Origin of the sequence: Ekhidna sp. (assembly GCF_963691765.1) — a bacterium.
Classification (GTDB): domain Bacteria; phylum Bacteroidota; class Bacteroidia; order Cytophagales; family Cyclobacteriaceae; genus Ekhidna.
The window spans coordinates 2386788-2409255 of record NZ_OY829375.1 but is presented as its reverse complement, the minus strand read 5'-3'; the positions used below and the strand labels follow the sequence as shown (position 1 = coordinate 2409255).

Genomic DNA, 22468 nt, shown 5'->3' with positions numbered 1-22468 from the left:
TCTCTATGAAATCAATAGTTCAATTCTTCCAGTCAGCATCAATATCCAGACCGGTGTTGATTGTACTTGTAGCAATATTAATAAATGGATGTTCAAATGATGAGCCATCGTTAAGTGAGTCTTTTTTAAAAATTTATGACGACTCGAATATTGACTTAAGTTATAGACCCATAGATGTTGTCGAGACAATAGATGGGTATATCGTTTTAAGTGGTACGGAACTTACTAATACAGACTTTATGGGCATTCGTCTTATTAAAATAGATGAAGAGGGAAATTATGTCACAGATGTAGCATTGAACGATTATGTAGTACCTGTTGGCGATATGTATTTGAATGAAGCAGACAGTAATAGCTATTTCTTTGCCATGAACCCTACATCTCTGGAAGCTGTGCTAATAGCTGTCAACCCACAGCTAGAGGTAGTGTCAGAAGCTCTTATAGGTGGAACTAATTATCCACTTTCTTCCAGTGTTCTAAGTAATGGAAATTTACTACTTCAAAGTTATGACCCTCTTTCACAAGAGACTGAAATATCAGAAATATCCTTGGAGGGAATGTATTTAGGTGGCAATCGATATTCTATCGGACCAGGTGACGATGTGGAAGAAGAGATTGTCAATCATTACCTAAATACTAATGAAAGACCGCTTCCATTTTTCTGCGGAGAGGTATCAACTGGAAATTATTATTTCAATGGATTTTACAATTACAGTTTTTCTTTAGTTTTTACAGATTTCTCCGATTCACCTAGCGGTGTCGTTCAAGGTCAATCATCAAATGCTGGAATCAGGGCAATACTCCCATTAAGTGGTAGTGATTTTGCGGTTGCAGGTTTTCAATTTGACGATAACTATCAACTAGCTAGCTCGACTCTTTCGACTGGAGGGATATCTTCTAGTGCAGATCTATATCCCGGAGATATGGCTGAATTAAAATCATATACACCAGCCAAAATCATCAGATATTCCACTGGAGCCAATTTTTCTGTTTTCGCTGCTGAAACGAAAGGAAGACAAGTACTACTTAACTTTTATTCTGAAACTGGAGAAATCAGTGGATCACATAGAATTGGATTCCTCAATCCTTTCACGTTCAAATCTGTTAAAGTTGGATCTGACAACTCGATTCTAATTCTTGGCACAACATTCGTCGCTGGACGTTTTGAGCGAATTACATTGAACAAGATTTCAGCTTCCGAAATCGCCGGAATAATCAATTAACCTCTTAAAAAATTATAATATCCTTATAGCAATGTTACTCGTATTGATTTTCTGAGATAGATTATTAATCCAGATGCACCAATTCATCTACTATCTTCGCAATCAAATCGACAATACAATTAATGGATAGAAGCTTTCTTCATTTAGAATACTCTGGCTGGTGGGTAGTACTGATAATATTAGTCTCTATTATTCTTTCCTATTTTCTTTATGCAAAAAAGAATGTACCATGGAATAGATACCAAAATTGGGTTTTGGCATCTATCAGATTTCTCGGCATTGCCGCATTACTTACGTTGCTTCTTTCACCATCCATCATAAAAATTAGCAATCGCCTGGAGGATCCCATTATCAATATTGCACTTGATAATTCTCAATCAATCATTCAAAGAACACATTCAGAAGATGAGATTTTAACATTAGTTGAAGATTTAAAAGATGAGCTTTCTGATAATGACTTTGAGGTTGTAATCACATCATTTAATGACTCTACCAACTTTAATCAGTCTACATCAAACCTTTCCAACTTAATGGATGATGTTGATGAAAAAATGGATAATAGATACTTTGCTGGGACCATTTTGCTTACTGATGGCATCTACAATCGTGGCAGCTCACCCCTTTATAAAAATTATGTGGCGCCGATTTTTTCAATCGGGCTTGGGGATACAATCCCTCCAAAAGATATCAGCATCACTAGGACGCTATATAACAAGGTTACTTTTAAGGACAATGAAAGTCCTATAGTTCTTGAAATCAGTCAAACGGGATTTGATAATAAATCTGTCAATGTTCAGCTAAGTGAAAACGGCAAAGTGATTGCTGAACAAAGCATAAGACTTAGAAATTCCTTACAAGAAATTGAATTTGTAGTTAAATCCGAAAATGAAGGTTTAAGGCATTTAGTTGCTAAAATCGATGACCAAGAGAATGAGTCTACTCTGGAAAACAACAAGTCAAATGTTTTTATGGAGGTAATTGATGGCAGACAACAGGTTTTAATTGTAGCCAACGCTCCACATCCTGATATTAAAGCCATTAGAAGTATCCTTTCGGAGACCGGAAATTATAGAACCGAAGTTTATATTCCTGAAATACATGATGAAAAACCAAGTGAAGTATTTGATGTAGTGATTTTTCATGGTGCCTTTACCTCTGGCGTGAACTACGTTCCGAAAGAGAAGCCTGGACTTTGGTACATTCTGAGCAATGAAAGCTCAATTACCTCCGTCAATAAAACACTTTCTTTTCTAAATATCGAGCGAAGAGGTTCACAGCCTGACAAAGTTGTTGGGTCATTTAACCAAAATTTCAGTAAGTATAAAATTGAAGATGTCTCAGCTTTTGAAGAATATCCGCCTATCCAAGTGCCATTTGGTAATTATAGCTTGAGCGGGCCTGTCGAAATTCTTATGTACCAAAAGCTAGGAAGTGTCAAAACACAAAAACCTTTGATGGCAGTATTCGACGATGGTTCACAGAAAAGTGCTGTACTTCTTGGTCAGAATATTTGGAAATGGAAACTTCAGGAGTCAGCATTGAATGGAAATGCCGAACAATTTGAAAATCTAATCAGAAAGACTGTTCAGTTTCTGTCCGTAAAGAATGATAAAAAACAATTCCGATTCACAACCAGAGAAAACAATTTTACTGACACTGAACCAATACTTTTCGATGCTGAAGTTTATAATGATATTTATGAGCGAACGTATAATAACACTATTGATATCGAAATCACTTCAAAAGATGGAAATCAACAGAATTTCTCTTTTACAGACTCTGAATTCAACAACACATTCAAATCTCCAACTTTCGAACCAGGCATCTATCAATATTCGGCGAGCACACAAATTGGTGACAAGAAATTGATAGATAAAGGTGAATTTTCTGTCCAAAATATTAATCCAGAATTTTTAAACCTCGCCGCAGATCATCGGATACTTAAGAACCTATCTGATAAAACCGGTGGCTCTTTTGTTGATTTTAGCAACGCCTCTCAAGTAATACAGGATATAAAAGCGAAAGATTTTAAGCCAGTAATAAAAAGTGAGGAAGACTTAATACCACTTTTTCGTGCTTGGTGGTGGTACCTAATAATTTTTATTTTATTCTCTTCAGAGTGGTTCCTAAGGAAATTCTGGGGAGGTTATTAGAAGTTAATAACAGCCCCAAAATACCCCGTTCTTAATGAGAATAAGCTATTATCCCTCTGAGTATAATCAGCATTATATTCAAACCCACGTTGATTTTTTCGATCCAAGATGTTGTTTATGCTGGCAAAAGCGATAATGTTCATTTTCTCAGAAATTGTAAATACTTTGCTCACCGACAAACCAATATTCGAGTAGTACGCAAGCCGTAATGATTCCTCTGAATAATTGGGAATGTAAACATCTAAGATTTCATCGTAATTAGCTGAGGCCACTTCCCTAGTGGTTGACCCTTGCCTAGTTACAATTGTTGTCTCAATGGTCCAAAATCGACCTGGAGAATAAGAAATATTACCACGAAAGAAATAAGAGAGATCATACGCATATATCTCACCCTCATTGCTTGCATCTAGCAAGGTGATAGATGCAGAAGTATTGATTTTTGAAGCAAATAGATAGCTAGTAAATACTTCTAGACCTCTTGAAATATATTTTTCCTTGTTCAAGGTGCCATTCTTATCAAACAAGCTTAGAGCTACTTCTAGGCCATTTATGTCCCTTTTAATGTCAATAGATTTTTGAATACTCTCTGATTCAAAAGGTTCTCCTGTATTCTCTACAAGGCTATTTTTATGATACTTCCCAACTCCCATTGTGATAGTCCATCCATCACCTGAATAAGAAACATTACCTTGACTACTTAAGTAGTCTGATATTTGATCAATAGGTACGTTTTTTCTTACTCCAACACCAATAGCGATCTTATCAGAGGCGAGATACTTTAGATAACTATATCCTTCTAGGACTTTAAGAGCTATTCCATTTGATAAGTCTAAAGTTGGATGATTCGTATTTAGCGCATAACTCAATTCATGAAAATTACCATCTATCGACGAGTTACGATAATCATAACTTAAGCCTGCTTTTAGATTGAACTTATTTCTTGTTAAGAGATAATTGGCGCTTAGAAAAAGATCTTTCTTCTGTACGTTGAAGGCCACATTTGAATACGTATAATCTCCTTGACTCGCACTCAGTCCTTTATTGATACTAATAGTGCCGTTACCCACTTGCTTTTCAAAAGAAGAAATCAAAAATCCTCTTTGCTTCTCCTGATCAAAAATTCCAGAAAAACTTGGGTGCTGAAAATTAAATTCATAACCCTCATTAACACCATATCCTAGAATTTTCCAGTTGATCCAATTATTACTTCCATACCAGTAAAGACCAAAATCGTTAGAATTAAATGATTCAATGTCTTCCAAAGCACTTTCATTTACCATTTTAATAGGACTACTCAATTGCCAATTGGTAAATAATTTGAGACTTTGCCTATCATTAATTTTCTGTTCGCGAGCATATCCGATGCTGGCCAAACTGATCGAAAGTGAATTAGCATTTCCATCAAGCACTAAATCATCCGTTTCCATAGCAATAATCCCTGATGTAACATTTCCAAACTCCAATGGAGGATTTCCGGGGAATACAGTCACCCCTTTTATAATTGCCGTATTGAATATGCTGAAAGTCCCAATGCCATTTAGTTGAGAATAACGCACACCATCATAGATGGGCACGCTATTCATAAATACGCCCGTCTCAAGCGGACTACTTCCTCTCAAACTAATGTTTGCAGATTCATCTGTGGTTGTAGCAGAAGGCAATGAGTTTACCGCTAGAATTGGATCAGCTTTTGCGGCCGGGTTAGTATAGATATCAAGCTTCTTGATTTCCATATACTTGAATTCCTCTGCGATCAATGGCTTCGCTGTAACCACCACTGTTTCAACTAAAGTCTCTATTGGCTTTAATTCTATTCTAGTACCATCTTGAATCGGAATTAGCCTTTCCTCAAAACCAATATAGGATACAATTAGAGAATCTTTTTCATCACCAGACCCTAATTCTAATTGATATTTTCCATCAATATCCGTGATAGCCCCTTTTCTCCAATTGTTCAGTAAGTAGACATGAGCACCTATTAGCCCCTCACCTTCTTCATCCACCACATGCCCCATCAGCGTTCGTTGAGAAAATAAAGAAATCGAGAAAAGCGATAGAAATATGGCTATAAAAGACCTCATGACTTTTCTAACTGTGATAAAACTGCCTTGGCCCAGTGATATTGCGGCTCCATAGAGATCGCTTTCTTCAATGTTGCTTTTGCCTCTTCTCTTTTTTTCACCTTATTGTACGCCATCGCCAAGCCCATGTGCGTGTCCATGTAAAGCCAGTTCTCTTCAGCTGTTTCATTTTCAAATAGTTCAATTGATTTTTGAAAGGCAAGAACAGCTTTCTCAGCATTCCCTCCCCACATCTCAGGTGTATATAGCTTGGAGCCACCGTATAATTTTTGTACGATCGGAGACTCAGGAGATAAACGAATAGCATCATCCATTAAAGAGGAGCTTTTCATACCGTACAGCATGCCTTTCATTGGACTGTACGCCATCACTAATCCATAGACGGAGGATAATACTGCTCTTGCCTCTCCATGAGCTTCGTCGGTATCAATAATCTCTTTGAGAAGATCTATAGTTTCATCCACATTAGCGTCAAAAGTTTCTTCATCTTTTGTGGCCATTGTATTACTCAATAGACCGTACATAGCCACAGCTTTTTCGAAACTTCTTTCTCCATATTCGCTTTCTGCTTGTCCGATGCTGCGCTCCCACATCGTTTTGCTAGCATTTAGATATGCAGCGTACTGCATTTGACTTGATGTTTGTGCTATCGACAGCCCTGCCATCAATAGCATTCCGATTGTTAGTAGTTTTTTCATTTTATTATTATTTAAAGTAGTTTATTTTATAAACCATAATTACAAAAAAATTATTCTATATATCCTTTAAGATTATTTACATAATCTTCAAATGCTTTGATTCCAACTTTTGTAATACTGCAAGTTGTGAGTGGCTTCTTGCCTTTGAAGGACTTAACCACACTGATGTACCCTGCACTAGATAATTTATCCAACTGCACGCTTAGATTACCAGCAGTTGCTCCAGTCTTTTCCTTTATAAATACAAACTCAGCAGAATCAACACCTATCAAAAGTGACATCACTGCAAGTCTCAATTGAGAATGCAATAAGGGATCTAGTTGTACAAAACCACTCATTTTTCTGCTTTTCTTAATAAATATCCTGGCACCAAATATCCAATCAATAAGCCAACTGCAGCAACCAAATACTGATCCAGAATACTTACATTAAATGCTACAATAGATGCTCCCCATAAAGATACGCCTCCAATTAGCAATGGCTTAAATCTTAGTAAAGAGCCACTTAAATATGTTCCTAATCCTGAAAAAAGGAGTATTACCGCATTCTGATTGAAAGCCAATTTGTCTGCAAAAACAAGTAGGGTAATTATCGTCACAAAAATACATGCCCAGATCGTCCCGTAAATTCTATCGTAGTGACTTACAACAGTAGCATTTCTTCCTTGCCTTGCACTATACCAAATAGTTATTGCCACAGCTGGAAATATTAATGTCCAAACTATATATGGATGATCGTAAAGCTCAAATTTCTCAAGGATGTAATGCCCAAGATTAGCAAGCATTATTACCCAGCCCCAAAGGAGGAAATAAAAACTTCCGCCCTTAGCAACATTGCGCTTAGCTTGTCCAATCATATTCGTGATTAGCTCTAAGCTCTCTTCTTTTGTTAGTTCTTTGTTACTCATGATTTTATAGATTTTACTATAAATACGATACAAAAATAAATTAGTTTATATTATAAACCAAATATTAAAAATAAAGGGTAGACATTATGCTACCCTTTATTCTATTTTTCTTTCTTATCCTGTGCTTTTGTTGCTTTCTTTTTCTTAAGCTTAATATTGAGTTCTTCTTTCTTTCCATCCCAATCTGCAACTAAGGTATCACCTTCTTGAATTTCTCCTTTAAGGATTTCCTCGGCCACCGGATCTTCAAGGTGCTTTTGTACAGCTCTAGCCAACGGTCTAGCTCCATATTGTGGGTCATAACCTTTATCAGCAAGAAACTCCTTAGCTTTCTTGGTTAATTCAATTCCATATCCTAAGTCAGTAATTCTCGAAAACAACTTACCTAAAGTGATATCGATAATCTTGAATAAATCTTCTTTCTCTAGAGAGTTGAAAATGATCACATCATCAAGTCTGTTTAAGAATTCTGGGCTGAAAGTTTTCTTCAAAGCATTCTGAATAGTAGACTTCATCATTTCATCCATGCTATCCTTTCTACTCTGTGTGGCAAAACCAATACCAGCACCAAAATCTTTAAGATCTCTAACGCCAATGTTAGAAGTCATAATAATGATCGTATTTCTGAAATCAACTTTTCTACCAAGTCCATCAGTTAATACACCATCATCTAATACCTGAAGTAATATATTAAACACATCCGGGTGCGCTTTCTCAATTTCATCAAGTAGTACAACGCTATATGGCTTTCTTCTAACTTTTTCAGTCAATTGACCACCTTCCTCATAACCTACATATCCGGGAGGCGCACCTACTAGTCTTGAAACCGAGAACTTCTCCATGTATTCACTCATGTCAATGCGGACAAGCGAATCATCTTTATCAAATAAGAAGTTGGAAAGAACCTTTGCCATCTCCGTCTTACCAACACCCGTTGGTCCTAGAAATACAAATGACCCAATAGGTTTCTTAGGATCTTTTAGTCCAACTCTTGTTCTCTGAATTGCCTTAGATAGTTTCTTGATGGCATCATTCTGTCCAATGACTTTACCCTCAAGATCTTCACCCATCGTGAGTAGTTTTTCACTCTCATTCTCCGCTATTCGTTTGGTCGGAATACCTGTCATCATAGCTATTACATCAGCTACATTATCCTCACTTACTTCATATCTCTTCGTCTTGGTTTCCTCCTCCCATCTCGCTTTTTCGTCTTCTAGCTGAGCGATTAGCTTCTTCTCTTTGTCTCGAAGCTGCGCAGCCTCCTCGTACTTCTGGCTTTTAACTACCTTATTTTTCTCTTTCTTCACATCTTCGATCTTCTCTTCCAATTCCGTAATGATCTTTGGAACATTGATATTGTTGATGTGAACACGTGCCCCTGCCTCATCCATTACATCTATTGCTTTATCCGGAAGGAAGCGATCGGAAATGTATCTATCCGATAAAGTTACACACGCTTTGATTGCATCTGGTGTATAATTTACATGGTGATGATTTTCATATTTCTCCTTAATATTTTCAAGGATTTGATGTGTCTCCTCAGGAGAGGTAGCATCTACCATTACCATCTGAAAACGACGAGCAAGCGCCCCATCTTTTTCGATATATTGTCTATACTCATCAAGTGTGGTTGCACCGATGCATTGTATCTCACCTCTTGCTAGCGCAGGCTTGAACATGTTTGAAGCATCTAATGAGCCTGAGGCACCTCCAGCTCCAACAATAGTGTGAAGCTCATCAATAAACAGAATCACCTCGGGAGATTTTTCAATCTCATTCATTACGGCTTTCATCCGCTCTTCGAATTGACCTCTATACTTTGTACCTGCCACCAATGAAGCTAAGTCCAAAGTCACAACACGCTTTCCAAACAAAATTCGAGAAACTTTTTTCTGAACTATTCTCAAAGCAAGCCCTTCAGCTATGGCTGTTTTACCCACACCAGGTTCCCCAATAAGTATTGGATTATTCTTTTTTCTTCTACTCAATACTTGAGCTACTCGTTCGATTTCTTTTTCTCGACCAATAATTGGATCGAGTTTTTCTTCTTCGGCAAGTTTTGTCAGATCCCTTCCGAAGTTATCTAAGACAGGAGTCCTTGATTTTTCATTTCCTTTCTCTTTGCCTGCACTAGATCTTCCAGATCCTCGCGGACTGCTCGAATAAAGTTCATCACCCTCATCATTTGGATCATCGGTATCTGCCGAAGACATCGGATTCTCCGTTTGATATTCAAGCATCTCCTTCACTAGATCATAATTTACTTCAAACTTCTCGAGTATTTGAGTTGCAAGATTATCTTCATCTCTTAAGATTGAAAGCAGCAAATGTTCAGTACCTATAAGTGCACTTTTGAAAATCTTTGCTTCCAAGTATGTGATTTTTAATACTTTCTCTGATTGACGAGTCAGTGGTATATTAGCTAGATTCTTGACATTGCTGGTGGCCGTCCCTTTAGTAGCTTGCTCAATTGCAGATCGTAACTCCTTCATGGATAAACCAAGCTTCTTCATTACGCTAACTGCAACACCTTCTCCTTCTCTAATCATACCTAGTAAGAGATGCTCGGTGCCAATGTAATCATGTCCTAGCCGAAGGGCCTCTTCTCTACTAAGTGAGATTACTTCTTTGACTCTATTTGAAAATTTTGCCTCTTTTGACATGCGTATCGCCTTTCGCTTTTTAGTAAAAATATAAGATATACGATGATATCCCTTAATGTAGATGAAAAAACGCGAGCAATTTCGGATTTGTTCATTATCTAATCGAAATACTTCATGTAATTCGATTTTTCTTTTCGTTAGGTCAATTTCTCAGGTATGAATTGCTCAAAATTTGTGCCGCGTTTGGTCCTTCACACATGATCAAATCCACTATGCTCAGATTTGGAACAAATGTATCACCAAAAAGCTGAGCATAGGGTGTTGGATCGTATATTTTTCGATCAGAAAACGGTTTCTTAGGATTTACTACATTCCTAAAATCATTCTCATAGTGTTTTTGAAAATCTGGGGTATAAGAAACTTCGATATCTAATTGAAGTATTTTGAAAATAAGAGTCATAAATTCAAGGCATACATCTACCAAGCCCTCTTTCTTCATTTCCCAAATACCTTTAAACTCTTCTCCGAAATATTCAAAAAAAGGAGCTTTCCCATAAGCTGAATAAAAGGCACCCCAATGATCTTTAATCCAACGTTGCGAATAATCAACCTTAACATCTTCAGTTTTATCCCTATTGGAATATTTGACAGGAATAATCAACGGCTGGATTTTGTTGGAAGTAAGAAAATATGCTCGATTCCTAAAAGTCTGTTTAGGGAATGATTCATTGACTTCAAAACAAACTTCTTGATATTGAGATAAGAGCGTGAAATACTCTAAGCTACCCAGGTAATGAGGTTCTATTATCAGCTTACTCATGAGATAATATTTACATCTCCCATACCCTCTCTAATCAGTAGTGGGGTTCCGCTGGTACAATCAATTACCGTACTGGGATGCACTTGTCCAAATCCTCCGTCAATGACTATATCCACAAGATTTTTAAAGTCATCATAAATAATCTCTGGGTCTGTGGCGTGATCATGAATTTCGTCATCATGGATAGAAGTGGTAATTATTGGATTACCTAGCTCATTTACGATTTCTCTTGGTATGTTATTATCTGGTATTCGAATTCCAACCGTTTTTTTCTTCACATTAAGAATTTTTGGAACCTTAGATGAAGATTCTAATATGAATGTATAAGGTCCAGGTAGCGCCTTCTTCATCAATTTAAACGTAGGCGTATCCAAATGCCTTGTGTATTCAGAAATGTGACTCAGATCAAAACATATAAAAGACAAGTTCAAGTGCTTCCCTTTTATCCCCTTAATTTGACGAATACGTTCAACAGCCTTCTGATTAAAAATATCACACCCCAATCCATAAACCGTGTCGGTAGGATATATAATTACTCCCCCGTTGCGAAGTACCCTTACCACCTCCTCGATTTTCCTTCTTTCAGGGTTCGCAGAATATAACTTTATAAACTCAGCAGCCATAATATTCCAAAGTTTGAATTACCTCACAAGGCTAAAATTCAAAGATTTAAAGATCAAATTACCAAAATGTTAAGCTTATCCAGTATGGATTAATTTATTTTGCGGAAAATTTAATGTCTTCTTTAGGGATGTCACCTATATATTATGACATTAGATTTTACCGAAAGACTACAAAAGAAATAAAACTGCAATGTCAGACAATACAACTATCCAAAAGCCAAATGGCAGACTAGGAATTTTAACTCCAGGAATGGGGGCGGTAGCCACTACGTTCATGGCAGGTGTACTTAGTATCCGTAAAGGACTTTCCGAACCAATCGGTTCACTAACACAAATGGGCACCATTCGCCTTGGTAAGCGAACAGAAAATAGAAACCCATTAATTAAAGATTTTGTTCCTCTTGCACCACTTGAAGATGTAGCTCTTGGTGGTTGGGATCTATTTGAGGATAACGCATACGAAGCAGCAATGCATGCTCAGGTTTTGGATAAAGATCTTTTAAATGAATTAAAAGACGAGCTTGAGCAGATCAAGCCAATGAAAGCTGTTTTTGACAAAAACTATGTCAAAAGACTTGAAGGCAGTCATGTAAAGCAGGGAGCCAACAAGATGGAATTAGCAGAGATGCTAATGGAAGATATTACCAACTTCAAAAAAGAGAATAACTGCGAACGAGTAGTCATGGTATGGTGTGGATCTACAGAGATCTATATTGAGGAAAGCGAAGTTCATTCTACAATTGAAAAATTTGAAGAGGGGCTTAGAAACAATCATCCGGACATTCCACCTAGCATGATCTATGCATATGCAGCAATCAAGATGGGTGTACCGTATGCTAATGGAGCACCTAACCTATCATGTGATGTTGATTGTCTTGTAGAATTAGCAAAACAAACAGGGGCACCTATTGCTGGTAAAGATTTTAAAACTGGTCAGACATTAATGAAGACCATATTAGCTCCTGGACTTAAGGCAAGATCTTTAGGTATTGATGGATGGTTCTCTACAAATATCCTAGGAAACAGAGATGGAGAAGTACTTGATGATCCTGACAACTTCAAAACCAAAGAAGTATCTAAACTTGGAGTGCTTGAGCAAGTTCTTGAGCCTGAACTTCACCCAACGCTTTATGGTGACCTATACCACAAGGTAAGAATCAATTATTATCCACCAAGAGGTGACGATAAAGAAGGCTGGGACAACATTGATATTAAAGGATGGTTAGGATATAAAATGCAGATTAAGGTAGATTTCCTTTGTAAGGACTCGATCTTAGCAGCGCCTTTAGTTCTTGATTTGGCGCTATTCCTTGATCTTGCTAAGAGATCGGAGATGAAAGGAATCCAAGAGTGGTTATCCTTCTATCTAAAATCTCCACAAGCGCTAAAAGGTCTTAAGCCACAGCATGACATATTTGTGCAGCTGATGAAGCTTAAAAACACGCTTCGCCATTTAGCAGGAGAAGACTTGATTACGAACTTAGGATTGGATTACTACGATTGATCAAAGTAAATTCTGATCCATCAGGTTAATGGTACTTTGAAGGTCATCTGGATTGTCAACGTCATTCCAGGTGTACCCTTCTACCAATACTGATTTTGCTTCACGACCGGCCATCAGTTTTGAAACTGATTCGGAAATTGTATACTCTTCATTGTCAAAGGATTTTTGAAATGTATTAAAAACTTCAGCCTTTAAACGAAACAACCCAGTATCATACCTATTGTAGTCAGGAATTGTTTTTCCAATTGAATCAATGAAGCCATCGCTATCTACCAATACTTTAGTAACATCATCTATATCAATGTGCTTATTTGATTCACCAGGCATATCTACTGCTAATTGCAGTGTATTTTCAAGACTTGATGACTTTTCAACGAATTCATTGACAAAGTCTGGATCAAATACGTGGTCTCCCATAGTTAAGAAGAAATCATTCATGCCATTTTTTTCAACCCATTCTTTGGCACGAAAAACTGAAAAACCATTCTCAAGATCAAACCTCTCGTTATGCAAAATGGTTATGTCTGCGTTATGGGTTTTACTGAGTAAAGGAAGTGCTGCTTGTAACTTATTCGAACCGTAGCCACTTATTATGCAAAATTTTTCAACTCCACAGGCTTTAAATATTCTGATATGGCGAGACATTAAAGTTTCACCGTTTAAAGTGACCAGACTTTTTGGGATGCCTGTATCTAATCGGGTATTTTTACCAGCAGCTAATATTACAAGGTTCAAATTGGGGATTTTTTAAAGAAATATGTCAATATTGACTTGGGATTCGATTCAAATGTCAATGTTACGAAAATGTTTCCAAGTGATATAACTAAATTTGCAAAATGGGGAAATTTTTGAGAGATCGATTTTCAAGTTTTAGACTAGCGGAGGATGCTAAAAAGAACGGGTATTATGCTTTCTTCCGAACGTTTGAGTCTAAGCAAGAGACGCAGGTAAAAGTGAACGGAAAGGATGTATTGATGTTCGGTTCTAATAGTTATTTGGGCCTTACTACACATCCTAAAGTAATCGAAGCGGCTGAAGCTGCAGTTCGTAAATATGGCTCAAGCTGTTCAGGTTCTAGATTTTTAAATGGAACCACAGACATGCACGAGCAGCTTGAAAATAACCTTGCAAAATTTCTCAATAAAGAAGAAGCGCTTGTATTCAGTACAGGATTTCAAGTAAACCTAGGTGTCTTACCTACTATCGCAAAACAAGGCGATGCATTATTACTCGACAGACTTAATCACGCCTCACTGTATGAGGGTGCTAAATTGAGTGATGCCTCCTCTGTGATTTTTAGGCATAATGACATGCAATCGCTTGAAAAGAAATTATCTCAACTGCAAGATGCTAATCATAGAATCATTGCAGTAGATGGCATATTTAGCATGGAAGGAAACATTGCAAAGCTTCCAGAAATAGTTGAGCTTGCTAAAAAGTACAACGCTTCAGTAATGAGTGACTGTGCGCATGCTATCGGAGTGCTTGGTGATCACGGAAGAGGTACCCCAGATCATTTTGGAATTTCCGACGACATTGAACTAATTGGTGGAACCTTCAGTAAATCACTCGCTTCACTTGGTGGGTTCGTTGCTGGAGATAAAGAAACAATACAGTACATCCGACATGTTGCACGCTCTCTAATATTCAGTGCAAGTATGACACCTGCTTCCACAGCAGCAACTATTGCTGCATTGGAAATCATGGAGTCTGACGATTCAAGAAGACTGAAACTCTGGGAGAACACAAATTATTCATTGAAGAGACTGAAAGAACTTGGGTTTGACACTGGATATGCTGAAACTCCTATCATTCCAATTTATATAAGAGACAATGAAAAAGCGTATAAAATGACTATGCGCTTGTTTGAAGAAGGTGTTTTTGTAAACCCGGTTGTGGCACCTGCAGTGGCACCTACAGACACTCTTATTAGATTTTCTTTAATGGCAACCCACACCATTGAGCAAATAGATATTGCAATTGATAAGATTTTAAAGGTTGCAAATGAGTTGGATGTAAAACGTCAAACTGAGGTAGCCTAGTTTGAAGGTTGCAATCACTGGGGCAAATGGCTTTTTAGGGTCTTACCTCGTAAAAGAATGCCTCAAGCAAAAGATTGAAGTGCATGCTCTTGTTAGGGCTAATGCAAATAAATCACTACTCCCTAATGACTCTACTTTCTCAATTCATGAGATTGACTATAGATCCTCACTAGAGGATCAATTCAATCATATCAAGAATGATGTCGGCGATATTGACTACTTCATTCATAATGCTGGCATGACTGTCAGTTTGGTCAATGAAGAATACTATCAAGTAAATGTTGGAATCACGACCGCAATCACTGACGCTTTGTTAGCAACTCAATTCCTTAAAAAGAAAGGCAGGTTTGTATATACATCTTCATATGCAGCTCAAGGACCGGCCTCTGTAAACAAGCCAGTCTCACATTACGGAAGAAGTAAACTTCAGGCAGAAAAGGTGATACAAGAAAAAATGTCTGACTTTTTATTGGTAAGACCAACGGCAATATATGGGGCAGGCGATGTGGCTTTCCTCCCATTGTTTAAGGGGGCAAAAATGGGGGTGTATCCAGTCACGGATAGCAGTCAGCGCATGAGTATGATACACGCAGAAGATTTAGCAAGAATGATTGTGAATGACATGCAAACTGCTCCGGGGATTCTACACTATAATGATGGAAATACCTATTTGCATCAAGACTTCATTCGTGTTTTTGAAGAGCTTCTCAACAAAAGAGTTCGAAAATTCCCATTACCGAAGTGGCTTGCTAAATTTTCAATGGGCTCATCCGACATTTGGCATAAGATTATTAATAAAAGGCCAGGAATAACTTTAGAGAAGTTTGACGAAATCTCTCAACATTGGGATCTTCACACCACAGATTTACGTCACTCTTCAGTAAAGCCTCAAATATCTTTGAAAGAAGGATTTGAAGATGCGCTGAAATATTACCAGAAAAATAAACTTATCTGATGTCGCTAGCTATCAAGGAAGTCGCCAACAAAAAAGAACTTAAGCAATTCATTAAGTTTCCTTTTGGACTTTATAAGGACAACCCATACTATGTAACACCGCTCATTGAGTTTGAAATGAGTACGCTTCTTAAAGAAAAGAATCCAGCATTCGATCATTCAGAAGCTAAATATTGGGTTGCTGAAAGGGATGGAAAAATCGTTGGAAGAATTGCAGCTATTGTATTGGATCATGAGTTGAAAGAAAAATCACTTGCTCGGTTTGGATGGATAGATTTTATAGATGACCAAGAAGTATCTAACCTACTTCTTGAAACTGCTAAATCATGGGTAGAAACAAAGGGAGCTACCGCAATCCATGGACCTATGGGCTTCACAGATCTTGATTTTGAAGGTGCCTTAGTGGAAGGATATGAAGAGTTAGCAACACAAGCTACAATCTATAATCATCCATATTACATCGATCATTATAAATCCTGGAACCTAGAAGTAGCTGCATCCTGGGTAGAACTGAGGGGTAAAGCACCAAGTAAGAATCCAGAAAAAGTTGACCGTGCAGTAAGAATTATTGAAGATCGATTTAAGGTGAAAGTGAAGAAATTCAAGAACACTAAAGAGATCTTAAAGTACGCTCCAGGTGTATTCGATGTACTAAATGAATCATACTCCAATCTCTATGGATATTATCCACTTACCCCAAAACAAATAGATTATTACGTTGAGCAATATTTTGGATTTATCCGAAAAGAATTTGTTTGCATAATAGTTAATGAGTCAGATGAGGTTGTGGGATTTGCTCTAACCCTTCCTTCACTTTCTAAAGCATTTCAAAAAGCCAAAGGATCCTTGTACCCGTTCGGATTCATCCATGTTTTAAAATCATTTTATTTCAATGATTTGGCAGACTTATTTTTAATAGCAGTCAAACCTAGGTATCAAAAATTAGGTATACATGCGCTCATTTATGATTACCTGCAAAAAATCTATGAGAAGGCTGGCATAAAATACATGGCTTCAGGGCCAATGCTGGAAGACAACAAAAACGTTCTTAATACTTGGAACGAATTCGATATAGATGTAGGTAAAATAAAGCGCAGCTGTTTCATCAAACATTTTTAAGCTGAGTTTAGTAGTTTCACAGAATGGAACTGAATGGTAAGCATGCACTGATTATTGGTGGGTCAAGTGGTATTGGTTTAGCCACTGTAAAAAAGCTAGCATCGCATGGCTGCAATCTCGTCATTATTCATAGGGATAGGAAGCAAGGTGTTCTTGATCTTGAGGAAATATGTTCAAATCTAAAGAACCAATTTGGAGTTCAAATTGAGAATTTTAACATCGATGCTACTAATCCCGAAAAGATCAATGAGTGTGTTCAGACTATTAAAGAATCCGGGATTTCAAATTTCGACACTGTGCTTCACGCGGTATCTAGAGGAAACCTCAAACCATTCGTTTCAGAAGGTCCCAAACTCACCCCTCAAGACCTTGCCTTAACTATTGAGGCCATGGGCACTAACCTCCAGGTTTGGACAAATGAGCTTCTAGAAAGAAAACTACTTACGAATGGTAGTAAAGTACTGACACTTACTTCTGAAGGAAATGATAAGTTCTGGCCTGGATATGGAGCAGTAGCACTTGCTAAATCAACACTTGAAACCCTTTCAAAATATTTAGCGATAGAACTTGCGCCTCACGGCATTACAGCAAATATTATACAGGCTGGAGTAACAGATACACCATCTTTACGACTGATCCCTGGATCAGATAAATTGATAGAAGAATCAAAGCAAAGAAATCCATTTAAACGCCTGACAACCCCAGAAGATGTAGCTAATACGATCTATTTGCTTTCTCAACCTGAGGCAAACTGGATCAATGGAGCGCTTATTCATGTAGATGGAGGTGAGCATTTGATATGAGTAATTTTGATAACATACTTCGACTTCTTCCTTATAAAGAACCTTTTCTATTTGTAGATGAAATAGAATCTCTCGATGATTATGGTGCTGTAGGTAGTTACACCATTCGAAAAGATGAATTTTATCTTGAGGGACATTTCCCGGGCAACCCAATTGTTCCTGGTGTTATATTAACAGAGATTATGTGCCAAATTGGCCTTGTCACATTGGCCATGCATCTGATGCAGTTGGATGAGAATTCTAAAGTTCTGCCAGCCTTCACCAGTGCCAATGTTGACTTCCTTTCTAAAGTTATCCCTGGCGACAAACTTATTGTTGAGTCAAAAAAAGTCTATTTTCGCTTTGGCAAGTTAAAATGTACGGTCACTTGCAAAAAAACCGACGGAACGGTGGTGGCTAAAGGAGAGCTTGCAGGAATGGTTGTAAAAGCAGAAGCGTAAATTTTGGAAAAACATAGAGTTGTAATTACTGGGCTAGGCGTTGTTGCCGCCAATGCAATTGGTGTTGACAATTATGAAAAGGCTTTAAGAGAGGGTAAGTCTGGCATAAAACATTGGGAAGAGTTAGATAAAATCAATCTCAAATGTCAGATTGGTGGAGCACCAGATTTATCATCAATCAATTTAGGTGATCATTTGCCAAGACTGCTTGCCGAAAAAATCACTAATAAAGGAATTTTATATGCTATGCTAGCAGGTGTAGAAGCCTGGAGCGATGCAGGATTAGAGCCGAATACAGAAGAAAGAGATTTTAATTCCGGGATGATTTTTGGTGCTGGAGATTTGAGCTTTGATAGTTTTATCAATAGGCCATTCCCTTCTTATCCGATCGATAATGGAGAAAGCAGAAAGTTAGGATCAAGAACCATATCCGAGTGCATGAATAGTGGTGCTGCAGCCTATCTTAATTCAATTCTGGGCGTGGGCAATCGTGTGCAATCCAATTCTTCCGCATGTATAACTGGATCTGAGGCCGTTTTGATGGGTTATGAATACTTAGCTCAAGGACGTGCAGATCGAATGATTTGCGGAAGTACTGAAGGTGATGGAAGATACATTTGGGCCGCTTTCGATGCTATGCGGGTGCTTTGTTCCAATTCAAATGATAATCCTGAATTTGGTTCACGTCCAATGAGTGATTCGTCTGCCGGTTTTGTTCCTTCCGGTGGTTCAGGGGCATTAGTTTTAGAAACACTTGAGAGTGCAAAAGCACGTGGCGCCAAAATCTATGGTGAAGTTTTAGGCGGTCATGTAAATTCTGGCGGCCAACGAAGTGGCGGTACGATGACAGCTGCTAATCCAGAAGCTGTGGTTGATTGCATAAAGAGAGCAATGCAATCCTCAGGAATTAAACCTGAAGAAATAGATTTAATTAATGGGCACCTTACTTCTACCAAAGGTGATCCAGCAGAAATAAGAAATTGGGTCAAGGCTTTAGGAAGGTCAGGGGAAGATTTTCCGTTAATAAATACGCCTAAATCAATGATTGGTCATGCAGTCGCCGGTGCCGGTTCAGTGGAGCTTATAGCCAGTGTTTTGCAGATGTCCAAGGACTTTATTCATCCGAATTTGAATGTTGAAAATATTCATCCAGAAATTTTATCAGAAATTTTTGGGGGTTGTATTCCAACGAGTTGCCAAAGCAAGGAAGTAAACACTGTAATCAAAGCCAATTTTGGTTTTGGTGACTTAAATTGCGCGCTCGTTTTAAGGAAATACAAAGAAGATGAATAGAGAAACTGTAAAAACCGACCTTATCAACATCATTAAGCCTTATCTACCTGAAAACATCATGGAAAATGAAGTTTCTGAAGATAAGCATCTAATCAATGATTTGATGATCAACTCTGCACACATTGTAGATATCGTTCTTGATATTGAGGATAAATTTGACATCATGATTGATGATGACGTTATTGGAGAAATGAACACTGTTCAGGATTCAATTGATGTTGTCTTACAAAAGGCTGCCTAATTAGTTAGACAGTTCTTTCAATAATTTCTCATCAAATTTCTTTTGTAGAAGGTTAAGAGGAATATATCCGATTGTCCATATAAGGCTAGCAATCAGGTATATTTCGAATCTTCCGAACAAAGCTGAAATTACCATCGCATTACGGTGGGTATTGCTACCGCCCAACCAAGCCCACCAGAATAATGTTCTCATATTGAGCTTAGAATAAAGTGGATCGAACTTTTCAGGCATCTCCCTTGAGAGTTCTCTCATTTTTTGTCTCTGGTCTGCAGTTCTTGTTGTAGACTTTATCTGCTTCCCTGTATAATCCAGATTTATATAGTGTATAATCTTGTGAAAGAGTTTTTCACCAGTCGGTTTTATTTCATCTCTAGTCAATGGAATAAGACCCGCGTCTGATTTTCCCACCAAATACAGGTATTCTGATTTATAAAACTCATATAGTCCAGCCTTATAACTATGAGCAATGCCTGTAGCAGCCATTAGTATCAATACCCAATATCCATATTCAGGGATCAAATAAATTGTACCTCCGATATAACAAGATATAAATACGAGGTTGTCGATTAGTCCATCAATTTGTCTACCGATCTCAGAGGATTGCCCAGTCATTCGGGCCAGCTGCCCGTCCGAACTATCCAATACTCCAGCCCAAGTGATCATAAACCCAGCCAGAGCTACTACCCATAGAATATTTTGATAATAAAATAGCCAGCCGCCTGCCACTCCAATTATCAGACTTATTATAGAAACATTGGTAGGAGTAAGCTTCAGCCATTTGGCAATTTTGGCAAAGTACAAGCCAAAAAAGCGACTGAAGTATAAGTCATACCTCTCTTCGATATCAATTAGCTTAATTGTGGAAAGAACCTCGTCTAAATGATTTTGGTACTTTCTTTTAAAGTAACCAAGCATTTTAATTGTTACGCTTAACTCTTGAGAATAATGAAATCTTGTTGTCAAACAAGAATTGCCAGATCACTTTAGAATAACTCTTATGAGCATAAAGGTTATCGTAGTGCTCACCAGCAATCTTTTTAAGCTCTGGAAGTTTCGAACCTGGAATAGTTGGAAAGTCGTGATGTTCGTTGTGATAGCCAACGTTCCAAATAAACTTATTCCACCAACCATAGTATGAATATGTCTCTTGGCCTTCCTTGTAAATAAAGTGTTCTGCGACAAAATGGCCAGAAATAGGATGCAGTCCAGTGGCTAAAGCGGTAGAAAGAGCAAGATATAGAAGACCTGGCCAGCCAGCTAAGTAATAGAATCCTACCATGCCACCAGCTTGGAATATCGCATTAATTATCTGCCATTTATCTGGCACAAGCGGATGAACAAATAGTGGTCTAACTGCATAGACTGGAATCTGAATGATTAACCAAATAAATTTTCCCAGCGGTCCCTTAAAAAATTTAGCTTCCCACCTTACTGCTAAGTCCGTATCAACCCCTTCCTTACCCTGATGCCAATGGTGTTTGGCGTGGTAGGCTTTGAAAGCCATAGCAAATGGCACAACGAGTGGTAGGTTAACTACTATCGCCAACCAATTATTTAAAGTCTTTTTCTTAAATGCGAGATCATGTGTGATTTCATGAACGGCTAAAACGATTATGTGCGTAAGCGTTGTTCCGACCAAAATCATAACCAATGCAAAAATCCATGGATTCTGAGGAAGGAAAAATATCGGAATCGATAGCTGCAATGCAGATACAAAAATTGTCTTAAAAATTAATGAAGGATCATTGCCAAATAATTTCTTAACCTCGGGGTGTGACTCCATTATCACTTTCCTTCTTTGGAAGTGAGGTTCCTTCTCTTCGCTCCAGGTAAAATCTTTTTGCTCCATATCTAACTACAAATTTAACTAATGGGGGCGTAAAATAGTTTGGGCAGCAAATCCTCCAACTTTATTCAAAAGACTCATTATAAATGAAGCTTTCCTTGTTTGAAAGGCGGAGTACTCATCAGCATCAGACACTTCATCAACCTGACTAAGCACATTCGCTTTAAAATCCGCAATTAACTCTATGTCTGTTGACACAAAAACTACTTCTTGCTCAAAATAGTAACTCACTAAATCATAGTTACTACTTCCAAAAATTAACTTCTCATCATCTATCAGAATGGCTTTCATATGGGACATTCCTGGATACTCTTTCAGCTTGAAATATCCCTTCTTCTGTTCTGATAGAATTATATTCTTAAAAATTGATTTATTATTTTCTTGTGGAGAAACTATTGTGATCTCCACATCACTGGCAGCAACTTTCCTTAACACCCCCAAGAGAGGCTCAGAAATATACGGTGAGATTATTTGAATGGACGCTTTTGCATTTTCTAAGTGCTTAAAAAAATCTTGATAGAGCCCAACACTTTTCTTGCCATTAAATAAATAAAGCTCGCCTTCATCTGTCTCAATCCTTTTTGATTGATTAGTGCCACTCCAAGTAGTATTAAAATCATGAACCAGGCTTTCCCCTAGTACCTTATCATTCAATTGGATCATCATATCATGCCACTCGAAATTGTGATCACTGAAATTGATTCCACCTAAAAAGCTGACTTCCCCATCCACAATTACCATCTTCTTATGGTTTCGAAGCGGGTATTTCTGACCAAAAAATCCTACCGGATTAGTGAATCTCACATCAATCCCAGCAGATTTTGCTTCATCTATCAGTCGAGATGTTTCTTTCACCTCATTTCTAAATGCTGTATCCTTTAAATATTTAATTGAATTGACGAAATGATCATTAATTACAACTTTAGAATAGCTGTCTATTAAGAGCCTCTTATCCTCAGCAGGACAAGACTTCATGATATCAATCAACCATTTTCCTGCATCATCGCCTTCAAAAGTCATTGCCTGGGCATAGAGGGAGTCCGTGGCACTTGAAGATACCTTTGCCAACATCTCCATGAATGCCTTTGAACCCAACAAGATTTTAGATTGTCCCAATT

General features: G+C 37.8%; 21 protein-coding genes. 10 read left to right on the top strand and 11 right to left on the bottom strand.

Translation table 11 applies throughout. From position 1 onward, the window contains the following. The first annotated feature begins 5 nt into the window (after positions 1-5). The gene (locus tag ACY650_RS10920) at positions 6-1223 is read left to right on the top strand and encodes a hypothetical protein (protein ID WP_462247450.1); all 1218 of its coding nucleotides are present in this window, start codon (positions 6-8) and stop codon (positions 1221-1223) included. A 122-nt stretch (positions 1224-1345) separates the two neighbouring features. Further along, positions 1346-3376, top strand: coding sequence for a hypothetical protein (locus ACY650_RS10915; protein WP_462247449.1), 2031 nt, complete (start codon positions 1346-1348; stop codon positions 3374-3376). Here the strand turns inward: ACY650_RS10915 and ACY650_RS10910 are convergent. From ACY650_RS10910 to ACY650_RS10880, 7 genes are all read right to left on the bottom strand, one after another. Next, positions 3373-5457, bottom strand: a complete 2085-nt coding sequence (locus ACY650_RS10910) for a carboxypeptidase-like regulatory domain-containing protein (RefSeq protein ID WP_462247447.1) — start codon at positions 5455-5457, stop codon at positions 3373-3375. The two genes, ACY650_RS10915 and ACY650_RS10910, sit on opposite strands and share 4 nt — an antisense overlap. Next, positions 5454-6155 carry a tetratricopeptide repeat protein gene (locus ACY650_RS10905; RefSeq protein WP_462247445.1) on the bottom strand — a complete coding sequence of 234 codons (702 nt, stop codon included), beginning with the start codon at positions 6153-6155 and terminating at the stop codon, positions 5454-5456. The genes ACY650_RS10910 and ACY650_RS10905 overlap by 4 nt, the downstream gene beginning before the upstream one ends. 50 nt (positions 6156-6205) lie before the next feature. Next, on the bottom strand, positions 6206-6493 hold the full coding sequence (locus ACY650_RS10900) for a winged helix-turn-helix domain-containing protein (RefSeq protein ID WP_462247443.1): 288 nt from the start codon (positions 6491-6493) through the stop codon (positions 6206-6208). Further along, positions 6490-7062, bottom strand: a complete 573-nt coding sequence (locus ACY650_RS10895; RefSeq protein ID WP_462247441.1) for a hypothetical protein — start codon at positions 7060-7062, stop codon at positions 6490-6492. The genes ACY650_RS10900 and ACY650_RS10895 overlap by 4 nt, the downstream gene beginning before the upstream one ends. A gap of 101 nt (positions 7063-7163) precedes the next feature. After that, a complete protein-coding gene (locus tag ACY650_RS10890; RefSeq protein ID WP_462247440.1) occupies positions 7164-9725 on the bottom strand; it encodes an ATP-dependent Clp protease ATP-binding subunit in 2562 nt (853 codons plus the stop codon). 142 nt (positions 9726-9867) lie between these two features. Next, positions 9868-10485: a WbqC family protein gene (locus ACY650_RS10885; RefSeq protein ID WP_462247439.1), complete on the bottom strand. Its 618-nt coding sequence runs from the start codon at positions 10483-10485 to the stop codon at positions 9868-9870. Then, positions 10482-11108, bottom strand: coding sequence for an L-threonylcarbamoyladenylate synthase (locus ACY650_RS10880; RefSeq protein ID WP_462247437.1), 627 nt, complete (start codon positions 11106-11108; stop codon positions 10482-10484). Before ACY650_RS10880 ends, ACY650_RS10885 begins: the two co-directional genes overlap by 4 nt. Before the next feature lie 190 nt (positions 11109-11298). On the opposite strand from ACY650_RS10880, the gene ACY650_RS10875 reads away from it, so the two are divergent. Continuing rightward, positions 11299-12612, top strand: a complete 1314-nt coding sequence (locus ACY650_RS10875) for an inositol-3-phosphate synthase (RefSeq protein WP_462247435.1) — start codon at positions 11299-11301, stop codon at positions 12610-12612. On the opposite strand, the gene ACY650_RS10870 is transcribed toward ACY650_RS10875, so the two are convergent. Continuing rightward, complete coding sequence (locus ACY650_RS10870) at positions 12613-13347, bottom strand: phosphocholine cytidylyltransferase family protein (protein WP_462247434.1); 735 nt, start codon at positions 13345-13347, stop codon at positions 12613-12615. Between the two features lie 101 nt (positions 13348-13448). Here ACY650_RS10870 and ACY650_RS10865 point away from each other — a divergent pair, with 101 nt between their 5' ends. Genes ACY650_RS10865 through ACY650_RS10835 form a run of 7 tightly spaced genes read left to right on the top strand, consistent with a single transcriptional unit; the run spans position 13449 to position 19504 of the window. Next, entirely contained in the window at positions 13449-14654 is a 1206-nt protein-coding gene (locus ACY650_RS10865) for an aminotransferase class I/II-fold pyridoxal phosphate-dependent enzyme (protein WP_462247433.1), read from the top strand. Position 14655: 1 nt separating this feature from the next. After that, entirely contained in the window at positions 14656-15609 is a 954-nt protein-coding gene (locus tag ACY650_RS10860; RefSeq protein WP_462247432.1) for an NAD-dependent epimerase/dehydratase family protein, read from the top strand. Beyond that, positions 15609-16727: a hypothetical protein gene (locus tag ACY650_RS10855; RefSeq protein WP_462247430.1), complete on the top strand. Its 1119-nt coding sequence runs from the start codon at positions 15609-15611 to the stop codon at positions 16725-16727. The genes ACY650_RS10860 and ACY650_RS10855 overlap by 1 nt, the downstream gene beginning before the upstream one ends. Positions 16728-16750: 23 nt before the next feature. Then, the gene (locus tag ACY650_RS10850; protein WP_462247429.1) at positions 16751-17530 is read left to right on the top strand and encodes an SDR family oxidoreductase; all 780 of its coding nucleotides are present in this window, start codon (positions 16751-16753) and stop codon (positions 17528-17530) included. Then, positions 17527-17970: a 3-hydroxyacyl-ACP dehydratase FabZ family protein gene (locus tag ACY650_RS10845; protein ID WP_462247428.1), complete on the top strand. Its 444-nt coding sequence runs from the start codon at positions 17527-17529 to the stop codon at positions 17968-17970. Before ACY650_RS10850 ends, ACY650_RS10845 begins: the two co-directional genes overlap by 4 nt. 3 nt (positions 17971-17973) lie before the next feature. Beyond that, entirely contained in the window at positions 17974-19263 is a 1290-nt protein-coding gene (locus ACY650_RS10840; RefSeq protein WP_462247426.1) for a beta-ketoacyl-[acyl-carrier-protein] synthase family protein, read from the top strand. Beyond that, the gene (locus ACY650_RS10835; RefSeq protein ID WP_462247425.1) at positions 19256-19504 is read left to right on the top strand and encodes an acyl carrier protein; all 249 of its coding nucleotides are present in this window, start codon (positions 19256-19258) and stop codon (positions 19502-19504) included. Before ACY650_RS10840 ends, ACY650_RS10835 begins: the two co-directional genes overlap by 8 nt. Here the strand turns inward: ACY650_RS10835 and ACY650_RS10830 are convergent, their stop codons facing one another. The 3 genes from ACY650_RS10830 to ACY650_RS10820 are packed head-to-tail and all read right to left on the bottom strand — an operon-like array spanning position 19505 to position 22466. Further along, the gene (locus tag ACY650_RS10830) at positions 19505-20419 is read right to left on the bottom strand and encodes a CDP-alcohol phosphatidyltransferase family protein (protein WP_462247424.1); all 915 of its coding nucleotides are present in this window, start codon (positions 20417-20419) and stop codon (positions 19505-19507) included. Position 20420: 1 nt separating this feature from the next. After that, positions 20421-21353: a fatty acid desaturase gene (locus ACY650_RS10825; RefSeq protein WP_462247423.1), complete on the bottom strand. Its 933-nt coding sequence runs from the start codon at positions 21351-21353 to the stop codon at positions 20421-20423. Positions 21354-21371: 18 nt separating this feature from the next. Then, positions 21372-22466, bottom strand: coding sequence for a phospholipase D-like domain-containing protein (locus tag ACY650_RS10820; protein ID WP_462247421.1), 1095 nt, complete (start codon positions 22464-22466; stop codon positions 21372-21374). Between the last annotated feature and the right edge of the window lie 2 nt (positions 22467-22468).